At 75.4% G+C, this 19,559-nt stretch carries 9 protein-coding genes; 2 read left to right on the top strand and 7 right to left on the bottom strand.

Annotated features, from left to right (window positions below; translation table 11 throughout):
• Together ACTMS2_RS24005 and ACTMS2_RS24000 are read left to right on the top strand one after the other, a co-directional pair.
• On the top strand, positions 1-455 hold a 455-nt coding region (locus ACTMS2_RS24005; RefSeq protein WP_441177406.1), incomplete at its 5' end, for a phosphopantetheine-binding protein.
• Complete coding sequence (locus tag ACTMS2_RS24000) at positions 452-2,737, top strand: condensation domain-containing protein (protein ID WP_441177405.1); 2,286 nt, start codon at positions 452-454, stop codon at positions 2,735-2,737. The genes ACTMS2_RS24005 and ACTMS2_RS24000, both read left to right, overlap by 4 nt.
• A 75-nt stretch (positions 2,738-2,812) precedes the next feature.
• Here ACTMS2_RS24000 and ACTMS2_RS23995 read toward each other — a convergent pair whose 3' ends face one another.
• The 7 genes from ACTMS2_RS23995 to ACTMS2_RS23965 are packed head-to-tail and all read right to left on the bottom strand — an operon-like array spanning position 2,813 to position 19,537.
• Positions 2,813-3,025, bottom strand: a complete 213-nt coding sequence (locus ACTMS2_RS23995) for an MbtH family protein (RefSeq protein WP_441177409.1) — start codon at positions 3,023-3,025, stop codon at positions 2,813-2,815.
• A 2-nt stretch (positions 3,026-3,027) separates the two neighbouring features.
• Positions 3,028-4,344: an aminotransferase class III-fold pyridoxal phosphate-dependent enzyme gene (locus ACTMS2_RS23990; RefSeq protein ID WP_441177404.1), complete on the bottom strand. Its 1,317-nt coding sequence runs from the start codon at positions 4,342-4,344 to the stop codon at positions 3,028-3,030.
• A complete protein-coding gene (locus ACTMS2_RS23985; protein WP_441177403.1) occupies positions 4,341-7,931 on the bottom strand; it encodes a CocE/NonD family hydrolase in 3,591 nt (1,196 codons plus the stop codon). Before ACTMS2_RS23985 ends, ACTMS2_RS23990 begins: the two co-directional genes overlap by 4 nt.
• Entirely contained in the window at positions 7,928-9,523 is a 1,596-nt protein-coding gene (locus ACTMS2_RS23980) for an MBL fold metallo-hydrolase (RefSeq protein ID WP_441177402.1), read from the bottom strand. The genes ACTMS2_RS23985 and ACTMS2_RS23980 overlap by 4 nt, the downstream gene beginning before the upstream one ends.
• Positions 9,520-10,551, bottom strand: coding sequence for an LLM class flavin-dependent oxidoreductase (locus ACTMS2_RS23975; RefSeq protein WP_441177401.1), 1,032 nt, complete (start codon positions 10,549-10,551; stop codon positions 9,520-9,522). The genes ACTMS2_RS23980 and ACTMS2_RS23975 overlap by 4 nt, the downstream gene beginning before the upstream one ends.
• On the bottom strand, positions 10,548-12,992 hold the full coding sequence (locus ACTMS2_RS23970) for a beta-ketoacyl synthase N-terminal-like domain-containing protein (protein WP_441177400.1): 2,445 nt from the start codon (positions 12,990-12,992) through the stop codon (positions 10,548-10,550). The genes ACTMS2_RS23975 and ACTMS2_RS23970 overlap by 4 nt, the downstream gene beginning before the upstream one ends.
• Positions 12,989-19,537, bottom strand: coding sequence for an amino acid adenylation domain-containing protein (locus ACTMS2_RS23965; RefSeq protein WP_441177399.1), 6,549 nt, complete (start codon positions 19,535-19,537; stop codon positions 12,989-12,991). The genes ACTMS2_RS23970 and ACTMS2_RS23965 overlap by 4 nt, the downstream gene beginning before the upstream one ends.
• Positions 19,538-19,559 lie beyond the last annotated feature (22 nt).

The raw sequence follows: 19,559 nt of genomic DNA, 5'->3' as shown, positions 1-19,559 counted from the left end.
CCCTACCCCACCTCCCCCTCACCCGCAACGGCAAGATCGACCGCAACGCCCTACCCACCCCCGACACCACCAGCCGGTCCCGACCACCCGGCGACGCCGTGCAGCGGCAGCTCGCCGGGATCTGGGCGACGGTGCTGGGCGTCCCGGTCGCGGGCATCGGAGTCGACGACGACTTCTTCGGCGTCGGCGGGCACTCCCTGCTGGCCACCCAGGTCACCGCGCAGGCCGGCGCCGCGTTCGAGGTCGACCTGCCGGTCGCGGCGCTGTTCCGCGACCCGACGATCGCGGGGCTGGCCGGCGAGCTGCGCCGCGTCGAGCGCCGGCCCGGCTGGGTGGACACCGTGGCCGGCCTGCGCGAGGCCGTCGCCGCGCTCACCGAGGACCAGGCCCGCCGGGCGCTGGCCGCCGCCACCCGGCCCGAGCAGCCGTACGACCAGACAGGAGCACCGCGATGAGCGGCCCGTCGTCCGACCCGGTGGCCGCGCTGCTGCGGCCGGCACCCGGCTGGCCGGAGGAGGAACACCGGCGGTTGCTGGTACGGCTGCTGCGCGAGCGGCTGGGCACCACGCCGACCGGTCCCGCCACCGTCGCCCAGCGCCAGCTCTGGTTCCTGCAACAGTTGGAGCCGACCAGCACCGCGTACCACATCCTGACCGTGGTGCGGATGACGGGCGAGCTGGACCTGCCGGCCCTGCGCGGCGCGCTCGCCGCCGTCACCGACCGGCACGACCTGCTGCGGGCCACCTTCGCGATGGTCGACGACGAGGTGGTCGTGCGGATCGGCCCCCGCGCCCCGGTGCCCGTACCGGTCGTCGACCTGGGCGCGGTGGACGCCGCTATTCGCGAGGAGCGGGTGCGCGAGGAGCTGCGGCGGGCCCACGACGAGGTGTTCGACCTCGCCGACGGGCCGCTGCTGCGGGCGGTGGTGATCCGCTGCGGGGCCGATGAGCACCTGCTCGCGGTCACCGTGCACCACATCGTCTTCGACGGCTGGTCCCGCTCGGTCTTCTGGGAGCACTTCGCCACGGCGTACGACGCGCTGCGGGCGGGGGCGGTGCCGGACCTCGATCCGCCGGCGTCCGACGACGATCCCGACGACGCGGACGACCTCGCCGACGCCGAGGACCCGGATACCGCGCTGGCGTACTGGCGGGAGCGGTTGGCCGGCCTGCCCGACCTGGACCTGCCCGGCGTGGGCGACCGGGTGCCCGGGGCGTTGGCCTCCGGGCGGCGCCTCGACGTCCCGCTGGACCGCGGGGTGACGACCGCCCTGACCCGGCTGGGCCGGTCCCGGCGGGCCACCCCGTTCATGACGCTGCTGGCGGCGTACCTGGTGCTGCTGTCCGCGCGCACCGGCAGCAGCGACGTCGCCGTGCTGTCGCCGACGACGGGCCGCACGAGCGAGGCCGACGAGAGCCGCATCGGGTACTTCGTCAACACCGTGGTGCTGCGCGGCGACCTGGCGGGGAATCCGACCTTCGCCGAGGTCGTCGACCGGGTCCGGGAGCTGACCCTCGGGGCGTACGCCCACATGGCGGTGCCGTTCGAGCGGATCGTGGACGAGGTGCGTCCGGCGCGGGTGCCGGGCCGGATGCCGTTCTCGCAGTTCGCGTTCAGCGTCGAGGGTCGACCCGCGCCCCCGCCCCGCCTCGCCGGCCTGGGCACCGCCTGGATCGACGTGCACACCGGCACCGCGAAGTTCGACGTGCAGCTCGACGTCCTGACCGACGACTCGGGCGGGCTCGTGGCGGCCTGGACGTGGCGCGACGAGCTGTTCGACCCGGCGGAGCTGGCCGGCGTCGCCGAGGACTTCGTGGCGCTGCTGGGCGCGGTCGCCGCCGACCCGGAGGTCACCGTCGACGCGCTGCCCGTGCGGCGCCCGGCGCCGATCCCGGACGCGCCGACCGCGAAGCCGACGCCGGCGGCGCGTACCCGGGCGGGGGCGGCGTCCGGCACGCTGGTGCACCTCGGGGGGCCGACCGAGCGCCCGCCGCTGATCCTGCCGCACCCGGTCAGCGGCACCGTCGGCGCGTACGCCGAACTCGCCCGGCTGCTGCCCGCGCACCACCTGGTCGGCATCGAGTCGGGCGCCGACGCCACCGCGGACTCGGTCGACGCGCTCGCCGAGGCGTACCTGGCCCAGGTCCTCGCCCGCTGGCCGGCCGGCCCGTACCGGCTGTTCGGCTGGTCGATGGGCGGCCTGCTCGCGTACGAGATGTCCCGCCGGCTGGTGCGGGCCGGGCACCGCGTCGACCTGCTGGTGGTCGTGGACACCGCGCCCGGGCAGGCGCGCCCGGCCGCCGAGGGGACCGACGCCGGTGCGACGGCGGCCAGGTTCGCCGCGGACCTCGCCGCGTCGCTCGGCCGGGACCATCCCGCGCCGACGGCGGAGACGCTCGCCGCGCTGCCGGTCGAGGAACAGACGATGCTGCTGCGGCGGTGGCTGGTGGACGCCGGGGTGACCCCGGTGGCGCTGCCGGTGCGCGAGGTGCGCCGGCGGGTGGAGACCTTCGCCCGGCACGTGACGGCCGTCGCCGGGTACCGGCCGGAGGGTGCGGAGCTGCCGCTGACCGTCGTGCAGGCCGCCGCGTCGCCGCGCTGGCAGCCGCGCTGGAAGCGGTACGTGGGCACCGGGATCACCGTGCACGAGTACGAGGGCGACCACTACTCGCTGCTGCGTCGGCCCACGGTGCAACGGATCGCCGGTTGGCTGGCCCCGGCGCTGGACGACCGGTGAGCGACGGCGACCGGCCCCTCGGCGGGTGACGCGGGCGTGGGGCCGCCGGGCGGCGGCCCCACGCCCGGACGGGTGCTACGGCGCCTCGGCCGCCATCGCCCGGCGCAGGCTCAGCGGGCGCATGTCCGTCCACACCGAGTCGATGTGCTCCAGGCACCGGGCGCGCGGGCCGACGAAGCCCTCCTCCCGCCAGCCCGCCGGGATCTCCCGCCCGTCCGGCCAGACCGAGTACTGCTCCTCGTCGTTGACCACGACCCGGCAGACGTCGGCCGGCTCGGTCTGTTCCACGCTCATCGTTCTCCTCCTCGCACCCCGGACACCTCGGTCAGGGCCCGGTCGATCCCGGCGATCCCGGCGGTCAACTCCTCCTCCGTGATGGTCAACGGAGGGAACAGGTGCAGCCGGTTGCCCGCCGCAAGCGGCCAGACGCCCTGCCGCTTGCACGCCGCCAGGACGGCGGCCATCTCCGGCGCCAACGCCCCCGGTGCCGCGTACGGCGCCAGCGGCTCGCGGGTCGCGCGGTCCCGGACCAGCTCGACGGCCCAGGCCAGGCCGACGCCGCGGACGTCGCCGACGACCGGGTGGCGCTCGGCCAGCCCGGCCAGCGCCGGGGCCACCACGTCGCGACCGAGTACGGCCGCCCGCTCGACCAGGTTCTCCTCGCGCAGCACCCGCAGCGCCGCCACGATGGAGGCGCAGGCCAGCGGGTGCCCGGAGTAGGTGAGCCCGCCCGGGTAGCGGCGGCGGGCGAAGTGGGCGGCCACCGCGCGGGACAGCAGCACCCCGCCGACCGGCACGTAGCCGGAGTTGACCCCCTTGGCGAACGTCATCAGGTCGGGCACCACACCCCAGAGGTCGGTGGCGAACCAGCGGCCGCACCGGCCGAAGCCCGTCATCACCTCGTCGGCGATCAGCAGGATGCCGTGCTCGTCGCAGAGCCGGCGGACGCCCGCCAGGTAGCCGTCCGGCGGCACCAGCACGCCGTTGCTGCCGACCACCGGCTCGACGAGGATCGCGGCGATCGTCTCCGGCCCCTCGTACCCGACGAGCCGGCGCAGGTGCGCCAACGCCCGTTCGCCCTCCTGCGCGGCGTTCTCGGCGTGGAACTCGCTGCGGTACGGGTACGGGCCCATGAAGTGCACGGCGCCGCCGCTGGCCGTGTCGACCGGCCAGCGGCGGGGATCGCCGGTCAGCGCCAGCGCCCCCGCCGTGGCCCCGTGGTAGGACCGGTAGGCGGCGAGCACCTTCGGCCGCCCCGTCACCACCCGCGCCATGCGTACGGCGTGCTCCACGGCCTCCGCCCCGCCGGTGGTGAACAGGACCGCCTCCAGGTCCCCCGGGGCGACCTCGACGATGGCCCGGGCCGCCTCGTCGCGGACGTCGACGGCGAACGACGGCGCGATCGTGCACATCCGTCCGGCCTGCTCACGCACCGCCGCCACCAGGGCCGGGTGCTGATGGCCCAGGTGCAGGTTGCCCATCTGGGCGTGCAGGTCGAGCCAGCGGTTGCCCTGCTCGTCCCAGAACCAGCTGCCCGCGCCGCCGGCCACGCGGACCGGATCGATCTCCTCCTGCGCGGACCAGGGGTAGAAGACCGGCCCGGTCACGACGCCTGCCGTTCGCGGACCAGGTCGACCTGCTCGCCCAGCGTCGGCGCCGCGAACACGTCCTGAAGGGAGAGCCGGACCTGGTACGCCTTGCGGATCCGGCTGATCAGGCGGATCGCGAAGAGCGAGTCGCCGCCCAGGTCGAAGAAGTCGTCCCCGGGGTCGACGCCGTCGACCTTGAGCAGGGCGGCCCAGATCTGCCCGAGCTGCTCGAGCACCTCGGAGCGGCCGTCGTCGCCCGTCGGGCCGGCCGGCGCGGCGGTCGGCTGCGCCGTGTCCGGGGCGGCCTGCGGCGGGGCGGTCGGCTGCCCGGCGGCGGGCACCAGTTCCAGCCGTCCCGCCGTGCTCCACCGCACGGTGGCCCCGGTGTCCCGCATCCGCGCCCCCGGCGTCCCGGCGTACGGGTCGTCGACGTCGCCCGCCCCGGCGATCCAGAGCCGCCCGGGGGTGTTGACCGGCACGGGCCGCGCGCGGTCGTCGAGGACGTAGCAGCGGGCCACCGCCGGCAGGTCGTCCCGTCCGGCCAGCTCGTCCGGCAGCCGCGCCGGGTTCCAGCCGTCGAGCACGGCCCGCAGCTCCCGGCGGGGCATGGCGGACAGCTCCCCCACCGGCCGTTCCTGGTCGGAGACGAGCTGGTCGAGCACGGTCAGCAGCGAGTCGAGGATCCGCTGGACGGTGGCGCGGTCGAACAGGGCGAGGCGGAAGTCGAGGCTGCCCACCATCCGGTCCTCGCCGACCTGGTTCACGGCCAGCGCCAGGTCGTACTTCGCCGAGGTCCACTCCGGCGGTTCGAGCCGCAGCGCCTCGACCGCGCCGAGCCGGAACCGGTCCGGCACCGCCCGACCGAAGCGGACGGACACCTGCACCAGCGCGGAGACCGCCGGGTCCCGCCGCGGGCGCAGCTCGCCGACCAGCGTGTCGAAGGGCACCCGGCGCAGCTCCAGCGCGGTCAGCACCGCGCCGCGTACGTCGTGCAGGAACTGGGCAACGGTGGCGTCCCGGTCGACCCGGATCCGCAGCGGCAGCAGGTTGACCAGGCAGCCGATCAGGTCGCGGGTCGACTCGTCGTCGCGTTGCAGGCTCGGCGTGCCGATCAGCAGATCCTCGCCCGCGCCGTACGCGTTCAGGGTGCGGGCGAACGCGGCGGTCAGCAGGGTGAACGGGCTGGTGCGCGCGGCGGCGGCGGCCGCCACCAGCCGGGCGGCGAGGTCGTCGTCGATGGTGAAGCGCACCGACCCGCCCCGGTGGTCCAGCACCGGCGGCCGGGGCCGGTCCGTGGGCAGGGTGATCACCTGCGGGGCGCCGTCCAGGTACCGCCGCCACCGGGCGAGCTGGTCGGCCGCGCCGGGCCCGGCGAGCTCGGCCTGCTGCCGGCGGGCCACGTCCGCGTACTGGCACGGCACGTCCGGCAGCCGGACCGGCTCTCCCAGCGCGTACGAGGGGTAGAGCAGGGCCAGTTCGGCGAAGAAGATCTCCGCCGCCGTCGGGTCGGCGGCGACGTGGTGCACCACCAGCAGCAACGCCGTCCGGTCGGCGGGCAGCAGCACGGTCGCGACCCGGATCGGCCACTCCCGGGCGAGGTCCCACCGGCGGTCCCGCAGGCCCGTCACCCGCTCGTCGCCCGCCCAGCCGTCCCCGGAGGAGTCCCTGAGGTCGAGCCGCGCGATGCTCAGCGGCGCCGCCGGGTGGATGCGCTGGACCGGCTCCTCGTCGACCTCGACGATGGTGGTCCGCAGCGCCTCGTGCCGCCGGACGATCTCGTCGACCGCCGCGTGCAGTGCGCCGGTGTCCACCGGCCCGGTCAGCTCGACCGCTGCGGCGAGGTGGTACGCCGCCCCGCTCGTGCCGGCCTGCTCGGCCAACCAGATCGCCCGCTGCGCCACCGAGAGCGGGGCGGTGACCCCGTCGACCGCGTCGTCGGCGTCCCGGCGTCCGGACGCCACCGCGCGGGGCAGCGCCAGCGTCGGGGCGGCGTCGGCGTCGTGGCGCACCGTCAGCACCGGCGCGACGTCGCGCGCCACGGTCAGCGCGTTGTCGGCGTCCGCCCCGGTGATCGCCAGCCGGATCCGCTCGCCGGGCGCGAACCGGTAGGCGATGGGGTGCAGCTCGATCTCCAGGCGGGCGTCGCCGTCGAGCTGGCCGCAGCCCTCGGTCACGTACAGGGACGTGCCGTCGGGGGCGACCGACTCGAGGAAGGCGAAGACGTCCGCCGGGCCGTCGGAGACCCGGGCCGCCAGGCGCAGCAGCGGGGCGCCGGCCAGCTCGACCGCCTCGGTCAGCGGCGCCGAGGTCCAGCACAGCGCCCGGGTGTCGTTGTCGGTCATGTCCGGCCGCTGGAAGGGCGAGCCGTAGCCGCTGGCCCACCGGCTGGTCTTGCCGGACGTGGTGGCGTAGTCCACCTCGTACCGGCGGGCCTCACCGACCCGGGGTTCCGGTCCCAGCTCGCCGGCCGGCCCGAGGTGCCAGGTACCGGTCGTCGCCGGCTCCGGCGGCCAGGACCGGGCGGTGCGCCACTCGTCGGCGCCCAGCACGTGGTACCGGACGGTCGGGGAGTCCATGATCCCGGTGTCCCTGCCGCGCAGCCAGTGGTCGAACCAGCGCACGTGCTCGTCGGCCAGGTTGTAGCCGGCGCCGCCCAGCACGCCCCCGGTGTGCGGCCAGGGGCCGATGACCACCCGGTGCGGCACGGTCAGCCGGCGGGCCCACTCGGTCGCGTCGCGCGCCCAGACGTCGTGCCAGCCACCCAGGTGGTAGACGGCGACGCCGGAGGCGTTGATCGCCCCCAGCAGCTCCGACGGGCTGCGGGTCAGGTACGCCGCCTCGCCGGTGTCGGCCAGCCGCGACTCGCGTGCGGGCAGGCCGGCGAACATCGTCCGGACGTCCCGGTTCGCCACGTGCTGCTCGCGGGCGGCGGCCAGCAGGAGACCGTCGGGGTCGTCGTCGAGGGGCGCGACGGGGCCCCGCAGGTCGAGTTCGCGTACGTCCTCGCCCCAGGCGCGGGCGAAGTCGTCCCGGAACACCCCGCCGTCCCAGGCGAAGCGGTGCAGGTCGAACAGCGCCATCTGCGGGAAGATCGCCACCAGGTGCGGCGGGGCGGTGCTCGCCGCCAGGTACTGCGACACCCCCAGGTAGGAGCGGCCGAACATGCCGACCCGCCCGTCGCACCAGGGCTGGGCGGCGATCCACTCGGTGACGTCGTACGTGTCGGTCGCCTCGGCCGCCCCGAACGGACCGTCGCTGGTGCCGAACGACGCGCCGCTGCCGCGGCTGTCCACCACCACCACGACGTAGCCGCGGGCCAGCAGGCGCTGCGCGATCGGGAAGGCGCGCAGCGTCACCTCCCCGGGGGCCACCTCGGCCACGCCCAGGTCGTCGATGTCGGTGAGGTCGACGTCCGCCAGCTCGGCCCGCACCACCGCCAGGAAGTCGTCGCGCCCGGGGCGCGGCGACACCTGGTGATAGCGGTCGTGGGCCCAGACGGCCGGCGCGGGGTCGCGCTGGCCGACCGGCCGGAAGACGTACGCGGCCAGCCGGGTCCCGTCGCGCGTGGCGACGTACCGCGAGTGGCAGGTCCAGGTGCGGCTCATGCCAGGTCGGCCCGTCCGTAGAGTTCCCGCGCCGGCACCCCGACGTCGGCGCAGCGCTGGAAGAACTCCGCCATCTGCTTGAGCTGGTACGACTCGTCGGTGTAGTTCGTGGCCATGACGAACACCAGCCAGGGCTCGCGGCCCATCGCGTACACGTACGCCTGCCGGGCCCGCAGCCGCCGCACGATGCCCATCGCCTCGACGGCGTCGGAGCCGTTGAGCTTGCGGCTGCGGCTCATCTTCTGGTCGATGCGGCGGGAGAAGAGCGGGCCGTACATCCAGGACAGCGGGGCGCCGTCGCACTCCATGCCGAGGAACGCCATGTCGACGTCGCCGATCATGTCGTGGATGTGGCCGAACAGGGCCGGGTCGACGCAGCGGTTGTCCGCGCCGAAGTAGAGGTTCTTCCCTCCGGTACGCACCGAGTAGGTGACCTTCGCGGCGATGTCAAGGTCGCAGTGCTCGCCGACGAACGGGCACACCACGATCTGCCCGTCGGGCAGCTCGATGGTTTCGCCGGGCTCCACGTCGACCACGTTGGGGAAGCCGAGGGCCTCCAGGCACAGCCGCAGCGACGGGTCCTGCAACGCACCGGCGGCGGTCTTCGGCACGACCACCGTGCCGATGCGGTGCCGCAGCTTGAGCAGGGTGGCCAGTTCGAGGTGGTCCTGGTGCCCGTGCGTGATCAGCACGTAGTCGATGACGTCGGGCAGGTCGGCGTAGGCGTACCGGTCGCCGTCGCCGAGGGCGTCGGACAGGAACGGGTCGGTCATCACGGTGACCGGGCCGGACTGCACCACCACGCAGGCGTGCCCGAAGTAGCGCACCCGCAGCCCCGGGCCGTCCAGGTTGCGGTCCGGGCTCCCGCCGGGCTCGGCGGAGAACAGCCCGCTGAAGGTGGCCAGGTCGGCGTCGGAGACGCCGAACGCCTCCCGCAGCTCGCCGAAGGGGCGGGCCGTGGTCATGGTGGAGAAGAGCAGGTCGATGCGGGGGTCCCGCAGCGGCATGGTGGCCTGCACGTGCCCGTTGCCCGGGAACCGGGGCGTGGTCATCGCGAAGGGCCGCTCGTCGCCGGTGGCCAGCGACAGGTCCACCGAGTGGGCGGTCTCGTCGAAGTGCCGCGACCGGTAGAGCATCCGCTCGGCGAGCCGGATCCGGGCGTGGTCGTTGAGGTCGTAGACCAGCTCGACGTAGCCGCGCAGGGCCGGCGGGATCTCGCCGTAGCGGGGCGTCAGGTCGAACCCGTCGGCGAGCTTCTCCAGGTTGACCGTCAGCTCGTCCATCGCCGCCGACAGCTCCGGCATGGGCCCGTCGGCGAGCCGGGTCGCCAGGTCGGACACCCCGTCGAGCTGGTCGTCCTCCAGGTCGACGAACATGCCGCCGCGCAGCTTCGGGTCGCGCGCCGAGCGGCGGTGCAGCGCCGGCGCGTCGAGGAACGAGCGCAGCAGCGGTACGTGCAGCTTGGCGAAGTTCATCGCCGCCGGCACCGGCGACACCAGGTTCAGCCAGGCGTAGTACCGGTGGATCAGCGGTTCCAGCGCCAGGTTGGGCCGGGCGTGGACGAGGTCGTGGCTGGCGAAAGGCTGGTTCATCGCTCTCCCTCGGTCGGGTCGACCCGCAGTCGGTCACGGACGCTCCGGACGACCGTTGCGAGGTTGTGGAAGTCTTCGTCGTCGGTGGGGGTGTCCAGCACGAACGTGCGTACCCCGGCCCGGATCATGGCCAGCAGCCGCTCGACGGCGCCGGCGTGGTCGGCCACCAGGTACGGTCCGTCCGCCTGGCCGGAGCGGAACGGCGCGAGCCGGTACGCCGGGTCGACGGTCACGGCGCCGTGACCCGCCTCCGCCTCGGCGAAGAGCCGCTGCTTCCAGACCGAGTCGGTGTTGGCCATGGTGACCGCGGTGATCTTGGCGCCGTCCGGGTCCTCCGGGAAGCGGGCCGCGGCGACCCGCTCGGTCTCCTCCACCGTGGCCCGGGTCAGCAGCCCGAAGTTCAACGCGCCGGCCGGCGTGCCGTCGGCGTCGGGCCGGCCCGCCGTGAGCATCTGGATGCTGGTGGCGCCCACCCGTGCGGCCACCTCGCGGGCGGCCGGGGACTGCCCCGCGACGAACAGCCGGGGCAGCAGGTGCGGGGGCAGCCCGGGCGTGAGCTGCAACCGCGACACCTGGTAGAACCGCCCGTCGAAGCTGAACGGTCGACGGCTGCCCAGCACCCCCATCATGATCTCGACGTACTCGGCGAGCCGCGCGTACCGGTCGTCGTGCTCCAGCCGGTCGCCGAGCGCGTCCAGGTCGCTGACGGCCGTGCCGGTGATGAGGTTGAGGTCGATGCGCCGCTGGTAGAGCAGGCCGAGCGAGGCGACCATCCGGGCCGCGGTGAAGGGGTGCTGGTAGACCGGGTTCACCGCGACCAGCGGGCTGAGCCGGGTGGTGCCGGCCGCCGCCGCGGTCGCCAGGATCCAGGGGTCGAGCACCGCGCCGCTGCCGGTGAAGATGAGCACCCCGTCGAGGTCCGCCGCGTCGGTGCGACGGATGACGGACATCGCCGTCTGCGAGTACTGCGTGAGGTCCCGTACCCGGGGGACCACGGTGATGAAGTTGACGTCGGGCACGGGGCTCACGCTCCCTCTTCGGCGACCGCGGCGAGCGCGGCCCGGATCTCCTGCGCCTCGCGCAGCTTGCCGTCGATCACCGCGGCGAGCGCGGCGACGGTGGGGGTCTCCAGGAACACGCCGAGTTGCAGCTCGACGTGGAAGGCCTGGGCGAGGTCCCGCAGCGTCCGGGCGGCGTTGAGGGAGTCCGCGCCGAGCATCAGCAACGAGTCGTGCAGCCCGATCCGGTCCACCCCGAGCCGGCGTCGCCACACGGCGGCCACCGCCTCCTCCAGGACCGTCCCGGCGGCGGGCTGGGCCTCGGCGGCCGGGGCCGTCGGCGCCGTGCCGGTCACGGGCGCCACGGCCACCGGGTCGACCCAGTGCCGCGAGCGCTGGAACGGGTACGTCGGCAGGCCGACGCGACGCCGCGACCCGCCCTCGTGCAGGGCGGCCCAGTCCACCTCGACGCCCCGGCGCCACAGCTCGCCGAGTGCGCCGAGCAGCCCCCGGAGGCTGCCGGCGTCGTCGGTCAGGGCCAGCGTCGACGCCTCGGCCGGGCCGACGGCCAGCGTGACGGCGGCCCCGGTTGGCGCGGCGGCCGGCGCCGGCGGGTGGGTGCCGGCGCGCAGCGCCCGGCCCGCCTGCGCCGTCGTCCAGCGGCCGTCGACGACGGCCGCCGTCACGGCGCCCGCGCCGTGGCCGTGGGCGGCGACCGGGGACACGCCGCAGGCGGCCAGCAGCCGGGCGAGCGCGAGCTGCCCGGTGACGGTGGCCGCGTCGGAGCCCGCCGGGGCGGGGCCCTGGTCGAGGCCCAGCTCGCCGGCCACCCGGTCGACCTCCGCCCGCAGCTGGGGCAGGGCGTCGCACAGCGCGGCCAGGGCGGGGCAGGTGGCGCCGAACGCGTACGCCACCGGGGTCGCCTCGGGCGACGCCTCCGCCGCGCCGACGGCGGACAGTGCGCGGGCCGCCTCCCCGGCGTCGGCGGCCACCACGAAGGCCCGGTGACGGAACGCGCGACGCCCGACCTGGCTGGTGTAGGCGATGTCGGCGAGGGCCTGCCCCGGGTGGCTCCCGACGTGCTCGGCGAGCCGGGCCGCGGCGGCGGCCAGCGCCTCGCCGCCGGCCGCCGAGACGGTGAGCAGCACGGCGGGCGGGTTCGGACCCGACGGTGCGGGCGGCGGTGCCTGTTCGAGGATGACGTGCGCGTTGGTCCCGCCGACGCCGAACGAGCTGACCGCGGCCCGGCGCGGCCCCACCGCCTCCGGCCAGTCCCGCAGCATGTCGTTGACGCGGAACGGCCCCCGGTCGAGCGACGTCTGCGGGTTGGGCTTGCGGTAGTGGATCGACGGCGGCAGCTCGCCGTGGTGCACGGCGAGGACCGCCTTGATCAGCGAGGTCACGCCGGAGGCGGTGTCGAGGTTGCCGACGTTCGGCTTGACCGAGCCGATGGCCCACTCGGTGCCGGGGGCGGCGGTTCCGTACGCCTCCTCCAGGGCGGACACCTCGATCGAGTCGCCCATCAGCGTGCCGCTGCCGTTGGCCTCGACGTACTGGATGGACCTCGCCTCGACGTCGGCGACCCGCAGCGCCCGGCGGATCACCCGCACCTGACCCGACCGGCCGGGCGCCACGAAGCTGACCTTGCCGGCGCCGTCGTTGTTCACCGCCGAGCCCTTGACCAGGGCGTAGATCCGGTCGCCAGCGGCCTCGGCGTCCTCCCGGCGGCGCAGCACCACCACGCCCGCGCCGTCGCCCAGGTGGTAGCCGGCGGCCTCGGCGTCGAACGCCCGGCAGCGCCCGTCGGGCGAGTTGATGCCGTCGGCCTCGTGCCGGTAGCCACGCGGCACCGGGTTCTTGACGCTGACCGCGCCCACGATCGCCATGTCGCACTGGTAGTCGAGCAGGCTGCCGATCGCGTGGTGCAGCCCCACCAGGGCCGACGAGCAGTTGGTCTGCACCGTCATGCTCGGCCCGGTCAGGTCGAGCTTGTACGAGATGCGGGTGGCCAGGTTGTCCTTGTCGCTGGCGACGGCCATGCCCAGCCGGCCGGCGGAGTCGACCAGCTCCTGCTGGGGCAGCAGGTGGTAGAGCAGGTACTGGTTCAGGCCGCAGCCGGCGTACACGGCGATGTCGCCGGGGAAGCGGCGGCTGTCGTAGCCGGCGTCCTCCAGCGCCTCCCACGAGCACTCCAGCAGGATCCGGTGCTGCGGGTCGATCAGCGTCGCGTCGGTCGGCGAGTAGCCGAAGAACTGGGCGTCGAACCGGTCGGCGCCCTCGATGCCCGACCACATCGGCACGTACGCCGGGTCGGTGCGCTCCGCGGCCGGGAGGGCGTCCAGCTCGGCTGGGGTCAGCTGGCGGCCGGCGTCCACACCGTCGCGGAGCAGCTCCCAGAACTCGGCGACGCTCGCCGCGCCCGGGAACCGTCCGCTCATCCCCACGACGGCGATGTCCATCTCGCTGCTCATCGACTTCCCACTTCCTGGATTCGCTGGCGCATCAGCCGGCGGCGGTTCGCCACCTGCTCGGTGCGGTCGGGACCGGGGTCGGCGGGCGGTTCCGCCGCCGGGCGCGCGGGCTCGCCGAGGTGCTCGGCGAGCTTGCGCACGGTGGTGTGCTCGTACAGGTCGACCAGCGGGAACTGCCGGCCGATGAGCTCCTGGAGGCGGATGTGCACCTGCACCAGGCTCAGCGAGTTGCCGCCCACGTCGAAGAAGTTGTCGTCGAGCCCGACGGCGCCGACGCCGAGGACGTCCAGCCAGACCTCGGTGACCTGGGCCTGGAGCCCGCCGCCGCCGCCCGCCGTGGGCGGCCGAGCCGTGGCGCCCGCGCCCAGGCGGGCCATCGCCTCCGTGGCCTCGGCCGCCACGGCGCGTCGGCTCACCTTGCCGGTCGCCGTGGTGGGCAGCTCGTCGACCAGGTGCAGCAGCGGCACCATGAACTCCGGCAGCCGCTGCCGCAGGTGGGTACGCAGGTCGTGCAGCAGGTCCCGCCGGGCGGTGGCGCGCAGCGGGTCGTTGGCCAGCTCCGGCCACTCGCCGCGCCGGGTGCGGGGCGGCGTCCAGCCGACCGCGTCGTCGGGCCGGCCCGCCGGCCAGAACCGCAGGTCCATCGCGTACGGGTCGCGTTCGGTCGACGGCACGACCGAGGTGCGCCGGCCCAGCGCCTCGCCGATGCTCCAGCAGTCCTCCGGGTCGACCCCGGCCGGCAGTTCACCCGCCGGGCGCGTCACCGGGTCCGCGTCGGCGAGCCCGGCCAGCCGGCGTACGGGGCCGGCGACCGTGACCAGCCGCGCGTTCGGCACGCCGCGCACCTCCACCGGGCGGTTGCGGTTGCCGCGCAGCAGGCCGCGCAGCCGGGCGACGTCCAGGGCGTCGCCGGCCCAGTCGAGCCGCAGCGGGTCGAGCGGGTCGGTGGCGGGGCGCTGCGGGTCGGCGCCCACGTGCAGGACGACGTCGTAGCGGAACGCGCTCAGCTCGTTGGCCTGCCGCCCCCGCTTGAGATGCAGTTCCGCCCCGGTCACCCCGGGCAGCCAGTCCGGGGCGGTGAGGAACAGGTCGGGGGCCAGCACCAGTTCGTCGTCGGCGAGCACCCGGGCGGCGACGCGGCGGCGCAGCTCGCCCACGGTCAGGCCGGGTTCCGATTCGGCGCCCAGCTCCACCGAGGCGTGGAACACCTCCAGCAGGTCCAGGTCGCGTACGTCGCCGAGGTAGATCCGCCCGCCGGGCGCGGCCGCCGTGACCGCCGCGCGCAGCACCTCGCGCAGGTAGTCGTGGTTGGGGAAGTACTGGGTCACCGAGTGCAGCACCACGGTGTCGAAGGTGGCGGCCTCGATGCCGGTGACGTCGTCGGCCTCGCGCAGCAGCAACGTGACGGACTCCCGGTCGACCCCCTCGGCGTCGAGCCGCTGTTCGAGCACCTTCAGCCCGGCGGCGGAGAAGTCCGTGCCGACGTACGCCTCGCAGTCCGGCGCCAGCGCCAGGGTCAGGTTGCCCGTGCCGCAGCCCAGCTCCAGCAGCCGGCGGGGACGCAGCTCGCGGATGCGCCGGACCGCCTGGTCGATCCACTCGCCCATCTCGACGTCGGTGAACGGCGCGCCCGTGTAGCTGCTGGTCCAGATCGCCTGCTGGGCCTCCTCGGCGGGACCGGCCTCGGTGTACATCCGGTCGTAGAGCAGCCGCCAGTCCGACACCCGGGTGGTGGCCGGCGCCCCGCCCGGATCGGCGCCGGCCGGCGCGGACGACCCGCTGCGCTGCCGGGGCACGACCGCCGCCACGATCCGCTGTTCCCCGCCGCCCGGCGCCTCGGCGAGCGCGGCCACGGCGGCGGCGACCCCGGGGTGGGCCCGCAACGTCGCCTCGATCTCGCCCAGCTCGATCCGGAAGCCACGGACCTTCACCTGGTGGTCGGCCCGGCCCAGGAACTCCAGCCGCCCGTCGTGGCTGAACCGGCCCCGGTCACCGGTGCGGAACAGCCGCTCGCCGCTGCCGTACGGGTCGGGGACGAACCGCGCCGCCGTCAACGCGGGCTGGTCGAGGTAGCCACGGGCCAGGCCGGCCCCGCCGACGTAGACCTCGCCGGCGAAGCGGGGCGGCACCGGCCGCAGGGCCTCGTCGAGCACGTAGATCCGGGTGTTGCCGATCGGCCGCCCGACGCTGCCGACCCGCTCCGGTCCGGTGACCACGTCCAGGGTCACGTCGGCGGAGATCTCCGACGAGCCGTAGAGGTCGACCAGGACGCAGCCGGGCAGGGCGGCCAGCCAGCGCGCGGCCAGGTCCGGGGTCAGCGCCTCGCCGCTGGAGTGGCAGTAGCGCAGCGCCGACAGCCGCTCGCCGGCGTCGGGGACGCCGTCGAGGATGGCCCGCAGCAGCGACGGTACGGCCACCAGGCGGGTGACCCGGTGCCGGGCGAGCAGGTCGACCAGGCGGACCGGGTCGCGTCCGACGTCCTCGGGCACCACGACGAGCGGGGCGCCGGCGAAGAGCGGGAGGAACATCTCGCCGCCGGAGTCGAAGAAGCTCAGCGACGTCTTGTGGCTGCCCACCTCGCCCGGCCCCATCGGGAAGCGGTCCATGATCCACCGCTGCCGGTTGACGATGCCCCGGTGCAGGCCGAGGACACCGCGCGGGGTGCCGGTCGACCCGGAGGTGTAGACGACGTAGGCCACGTCGTCGGGGTGGGCCGTGCGCCGCGGGTCGCGGTCGTCCTCGGCGGCGAGTGACGCGTCGGCCGGGTCGACCACCTCGACGTCGGGCAGGTCGACGGCCGCGTCGGGGGCGGCGACCAGCAGCCGGGCCCCGGAGTCGGCGAGCATGAACCGCAGCCGGTCCACCGGGTACGACGGGTCGAGCGGCACGTAGGCCGCACCGGTCTTGAGGATCGCCAGCACGGCGGTGAGGCTGACCGTGGAGCGGGGCACCAGCAGGCCGACCCGGGTGCCCCGACCGGCGCCCAGCCGGATCAGCCGGTGGGCCAGCCGGTTGGCCGCCGCGTTGAGCTCGGCGTACGTCAACCGGGTGGTGTCGTCGATCGCGGCCGGCGCGTCCGGGGTCCGTCTGGCCTGCTCGGCGACGATCTCCGGCGCGCAGCATTCGGTGTCGTAGTCGGCCGTGGTGTCGTTCCACTCCACCAGCACCCGCCGCCGCCCCTCGGCGCCGAGCAGGGGCAGGGCGCCGACCGGGGTCGTCGGCGCCGCGACGGCCGCGGCCAGCAACGCGGTCAGCGCCTCGGCCAGCACGCCCACCGTGTCGGCGTCGAAGAGGTCGGTGCTGTAGTCGAAGGTGCCCAGCAGCTCGCCGCCGTGCTCGCCCAGGTAGAGGGAGAGGTCGTAGTAGGTGGCCCGTTGCCGCACCGGCCGGTTGCGTACCCGCAGCCCGGCCCAGTCCCCCAGCGCCCCCTCGTGGTTGAGCACCATCGGCGCGAGGCCGAGCCGGTCGGTGCCGCGCCCGTGCTGGTAGGCGAAGGCCGCGCTGATCAGCGCGCCACGGCTGGGGTCGGCGGCCTGCCCGAGCCCCTCGACGATCCGCCCGAACGGCACCTCGGCGCGGTCGGAGGCGGCCAGCACCGCGTCGTGCGCCGCCCGGGCCAGAGCGCCGAACTCCGGGTCGCCGGACAGGTCCACCGGCACCGCCAGCGGGTTGACCAGGTAGCTGACCAGGTCGGCGAAGCGGCCCCGGACCCGGCCCGCGTGCACGAAGCCGAGCGGGAACTCCGCCTGGCCGGCGTAGCGCGACAGCACGGCCGCGTAGCCGGCGAAGAGCACGGCGGTGCGGCTCACCCCGTGCGAGGCGGCCAGCGCGTCGATCCCGGCGCACAGGTCGGGGCCGAGCCGGAAGGCGTGGGCGGCGCCCCGGAACGTGCGCACCGACGGGCGGGGCCGGTCGGTCGGCAGGTCCAGCGGCACGAGGTCGGCGACCTGCGCCTGGCACGTCGCGGTCAGCTCCCGGCCGGCCGCGCCGTCCAGGAAGGAGCGCTGCCAGGCGACGAACTCGGCCGGGTGGGCGGTGGGCGCCGGCGGCGCCGCGTCGTCCCCGGCGGCGTGCCGGCCGTAGCCGGTCGCCAGGTCCTCGACCAGCACCGCCAGCGACCACACGTCCATGACGCTGTGGTGGGTGCACAGCAGCAGCGTGTGGCGGTCCGCCGCCTGCCGGAACAGCACGGCGCGCAGCAGGGGCGGGCCGTCGAAGCCGACCCCGAGTTCCGCCTCGATCTCCCGGTCGAGGCGGCCCGCCGGCCAGTCGGTCGCGTCGCGTACGTCCAGCGTGACCTCGGCGTCGCCGACCACCCGCTGGGTGACCTCGGCGCCGGCGTCGTCGTAGCGGGTCAGCAGGGCGGGATGCCGGACGCCGAGGTCGCGCACCGCGCGGGCCAGCGCGTCGACGTCCAGCTCGCCGTCGACGGTGACGGCGCGGCACAGGTTGAGGTTGGCCGGGTCGTCGGCGAGGGCGCCCTGGAACCACATGGCGCGCTGGCCGTACGACAGCGGGTAGGGCCGGTCGGCGGCGGGCGCGGCGGCGGGTGGGTCGGCCGGCGCGGGCGCGGCCGGCAGCGCGGCGGCCAGCTCGGCCACCGTGCTGTCGCCCAGCAGGTCGGTCAGGGACGGGCGGACGCCCCACTCCCCCTCGATCAGGTGTTGCAGCTCCACGGCGCGCAGCGAGTCGAACCCGAGCTCCGGCAGGGTGCGGTCCGGGTCGATCCGCTCCGGGTCGACCTCGATCAGCCCGCCGGCCAGGACCCGCAGCCGCTGCGCCTGCGCCGGTACGGCGGCCGCAGCGGGGCGCGCGGCCGGGCGCAGGGGGTCGTCCGCGACGATCGTCGCGCTGCCCGCGGCGTACGCCCGGGCGCAGTCGCCCCGCCGGGTCTTGCCGCTGGTGGTGACGGGGATGGTGCCCGGCGGTACGGCCAGCACCCGGTGCAGGTCCAGCCCGTGCACCGTCACCACGGCACGGCGGGCCGCCTCGGCGATCGCGGGCGCCTCCTGGGCGGCCCTGTCGGAGCGGGTCTCGTACCACAGGACCACGGCCTCGCCGACGCCGTGGCCGTCGTCGGCGACGTCCACACCGAACGCCGCGATCCGCCCACCGAGGCGGGGGCAGGCGGCGCGGACGGTCTGCTCGATGTCGTCCGGGTAGTGGTTCTGGCCCCGGATGACCACCGTCTCCTTGATCCGGCCCCGGACGTACAGGTGCCCGTCCTGCTGGAAGCCGAGGTCGCCGGTGCGCAGGTAGGGGCCGTCGGCGGGGTCGCCGCCGAGGGTGGCGTGCAGCGTGCGGGCGGACTCCTCCGGCCGGTTCCAGTACCCGTCGACGACGCTGCCGCCGCGGACCCAGATCTCGCCGGCGGTGCCGTCGGCGACGGGCTGGCCGGCCGCATCGACGATCCGGACCTCCGCCTCGGGCAGGATCTCGCAGCCGACGACCTCCGTGCCGGGGCGGGCGGCGGAACCGGTCGGCTCCTCGTCGGCCACGGTGGTCACGACGGGACGCTGCGGGCGGGCCCGCCCGGCGACCAGGAGCGTCGCCTCGGCCAGCCCGTAGCAGGGCAGGAAGGCCCGCTCGTCGAACCCGTGCGGGGCGAACGCCTCGGCGAAGGCGCGCAGGGTCGCCGCGCGTACCGGCTCCGCGCCGTTGAAGGCCACCCGCCAGGAGCTGAGGTCCAGGGCGGCGCGGTCGGCCGGGGCGACCTTGCGTACGCACAGGTCGTAGGCGAAGTTGGGCCCACCGCTGATGGTGGCCCGGTAACGGCTGATCGCCTCGAGCCACCGCACGGGCGTACGGATGAACGTCGCCGGGTCCATCAGCACCGTCGGCACCCCGAGGTACACGGGGGTCAGCAGGGTGCCGATCAGTCCCATGTCGTGGTGCGGGGGCAGCCAGGAGGCCATCACGGTCTCGTCGTCGAAGGCGAAGGAGCGGCGGATGGCCCGCAGGTTCTCCAGCAGGTTCGCGTGGCTGACCATCACGCCCTTGGGGGTGCTGGTGGTGCCCGAGGTGTACTGGAGGAACGCCAGTCCGCCCTCGTCCACCGCCGGCTGCCAGCCGGTGGGGGCGGTGTCGAGGGATTCGATCTCCAGGACCGGCAGCCGACGACCGGGCATGAGCGTGCCCAGGTCGACCGCGGCGGTGACCGCGCGGGCGGCCAGCACGGCGGTGGCCTGCGCGTCGTCGAGGATGCGCCCGACCACCGGCGCGCTGGCCCGGTTGAGCCGGGCCGCCAGCGGCACCGGCACGGTGCCGGCGTAGAGGCAGCCGAAGAAGCCGGCGAGGAAGTCGACGCCCGCCCCGACGAGCATCAGCACCCGGTCCCCCGGACGGCAGTGTCCGGCCAGGGCGGCGCCGACCCGGCGGGCCCGGGCGTCGAGCGTCGCGTAGTCCACCGTGTCGGTCGAGCCGTCCTCGGCCACCAGGTGCAGGGCGGGGCTGCCGGGCTGGACCCGCGCCTGGTCAGACAGGGCGGCGCCCAGGTTGACGACGTCCGTCGCCTCGTGGGTCAACGCGCCGGTGTGTTCGGTCATCTGGCTCTCCACTCGCTGCACA

Origin of the sequence: Micromonospora sp. SD12, assembly GCF_052068495.1 — a bacterium.
Classification (GTDB): Bacteria; Actinomycetota; Actinomycetes; order Mycobacteriales; family Micromonosporaceae; genus Micromonospora; species Micromonospora echinofusca.
This window is presented reverse-complemented; position numbering and strand designations above follow the sequence as displayed.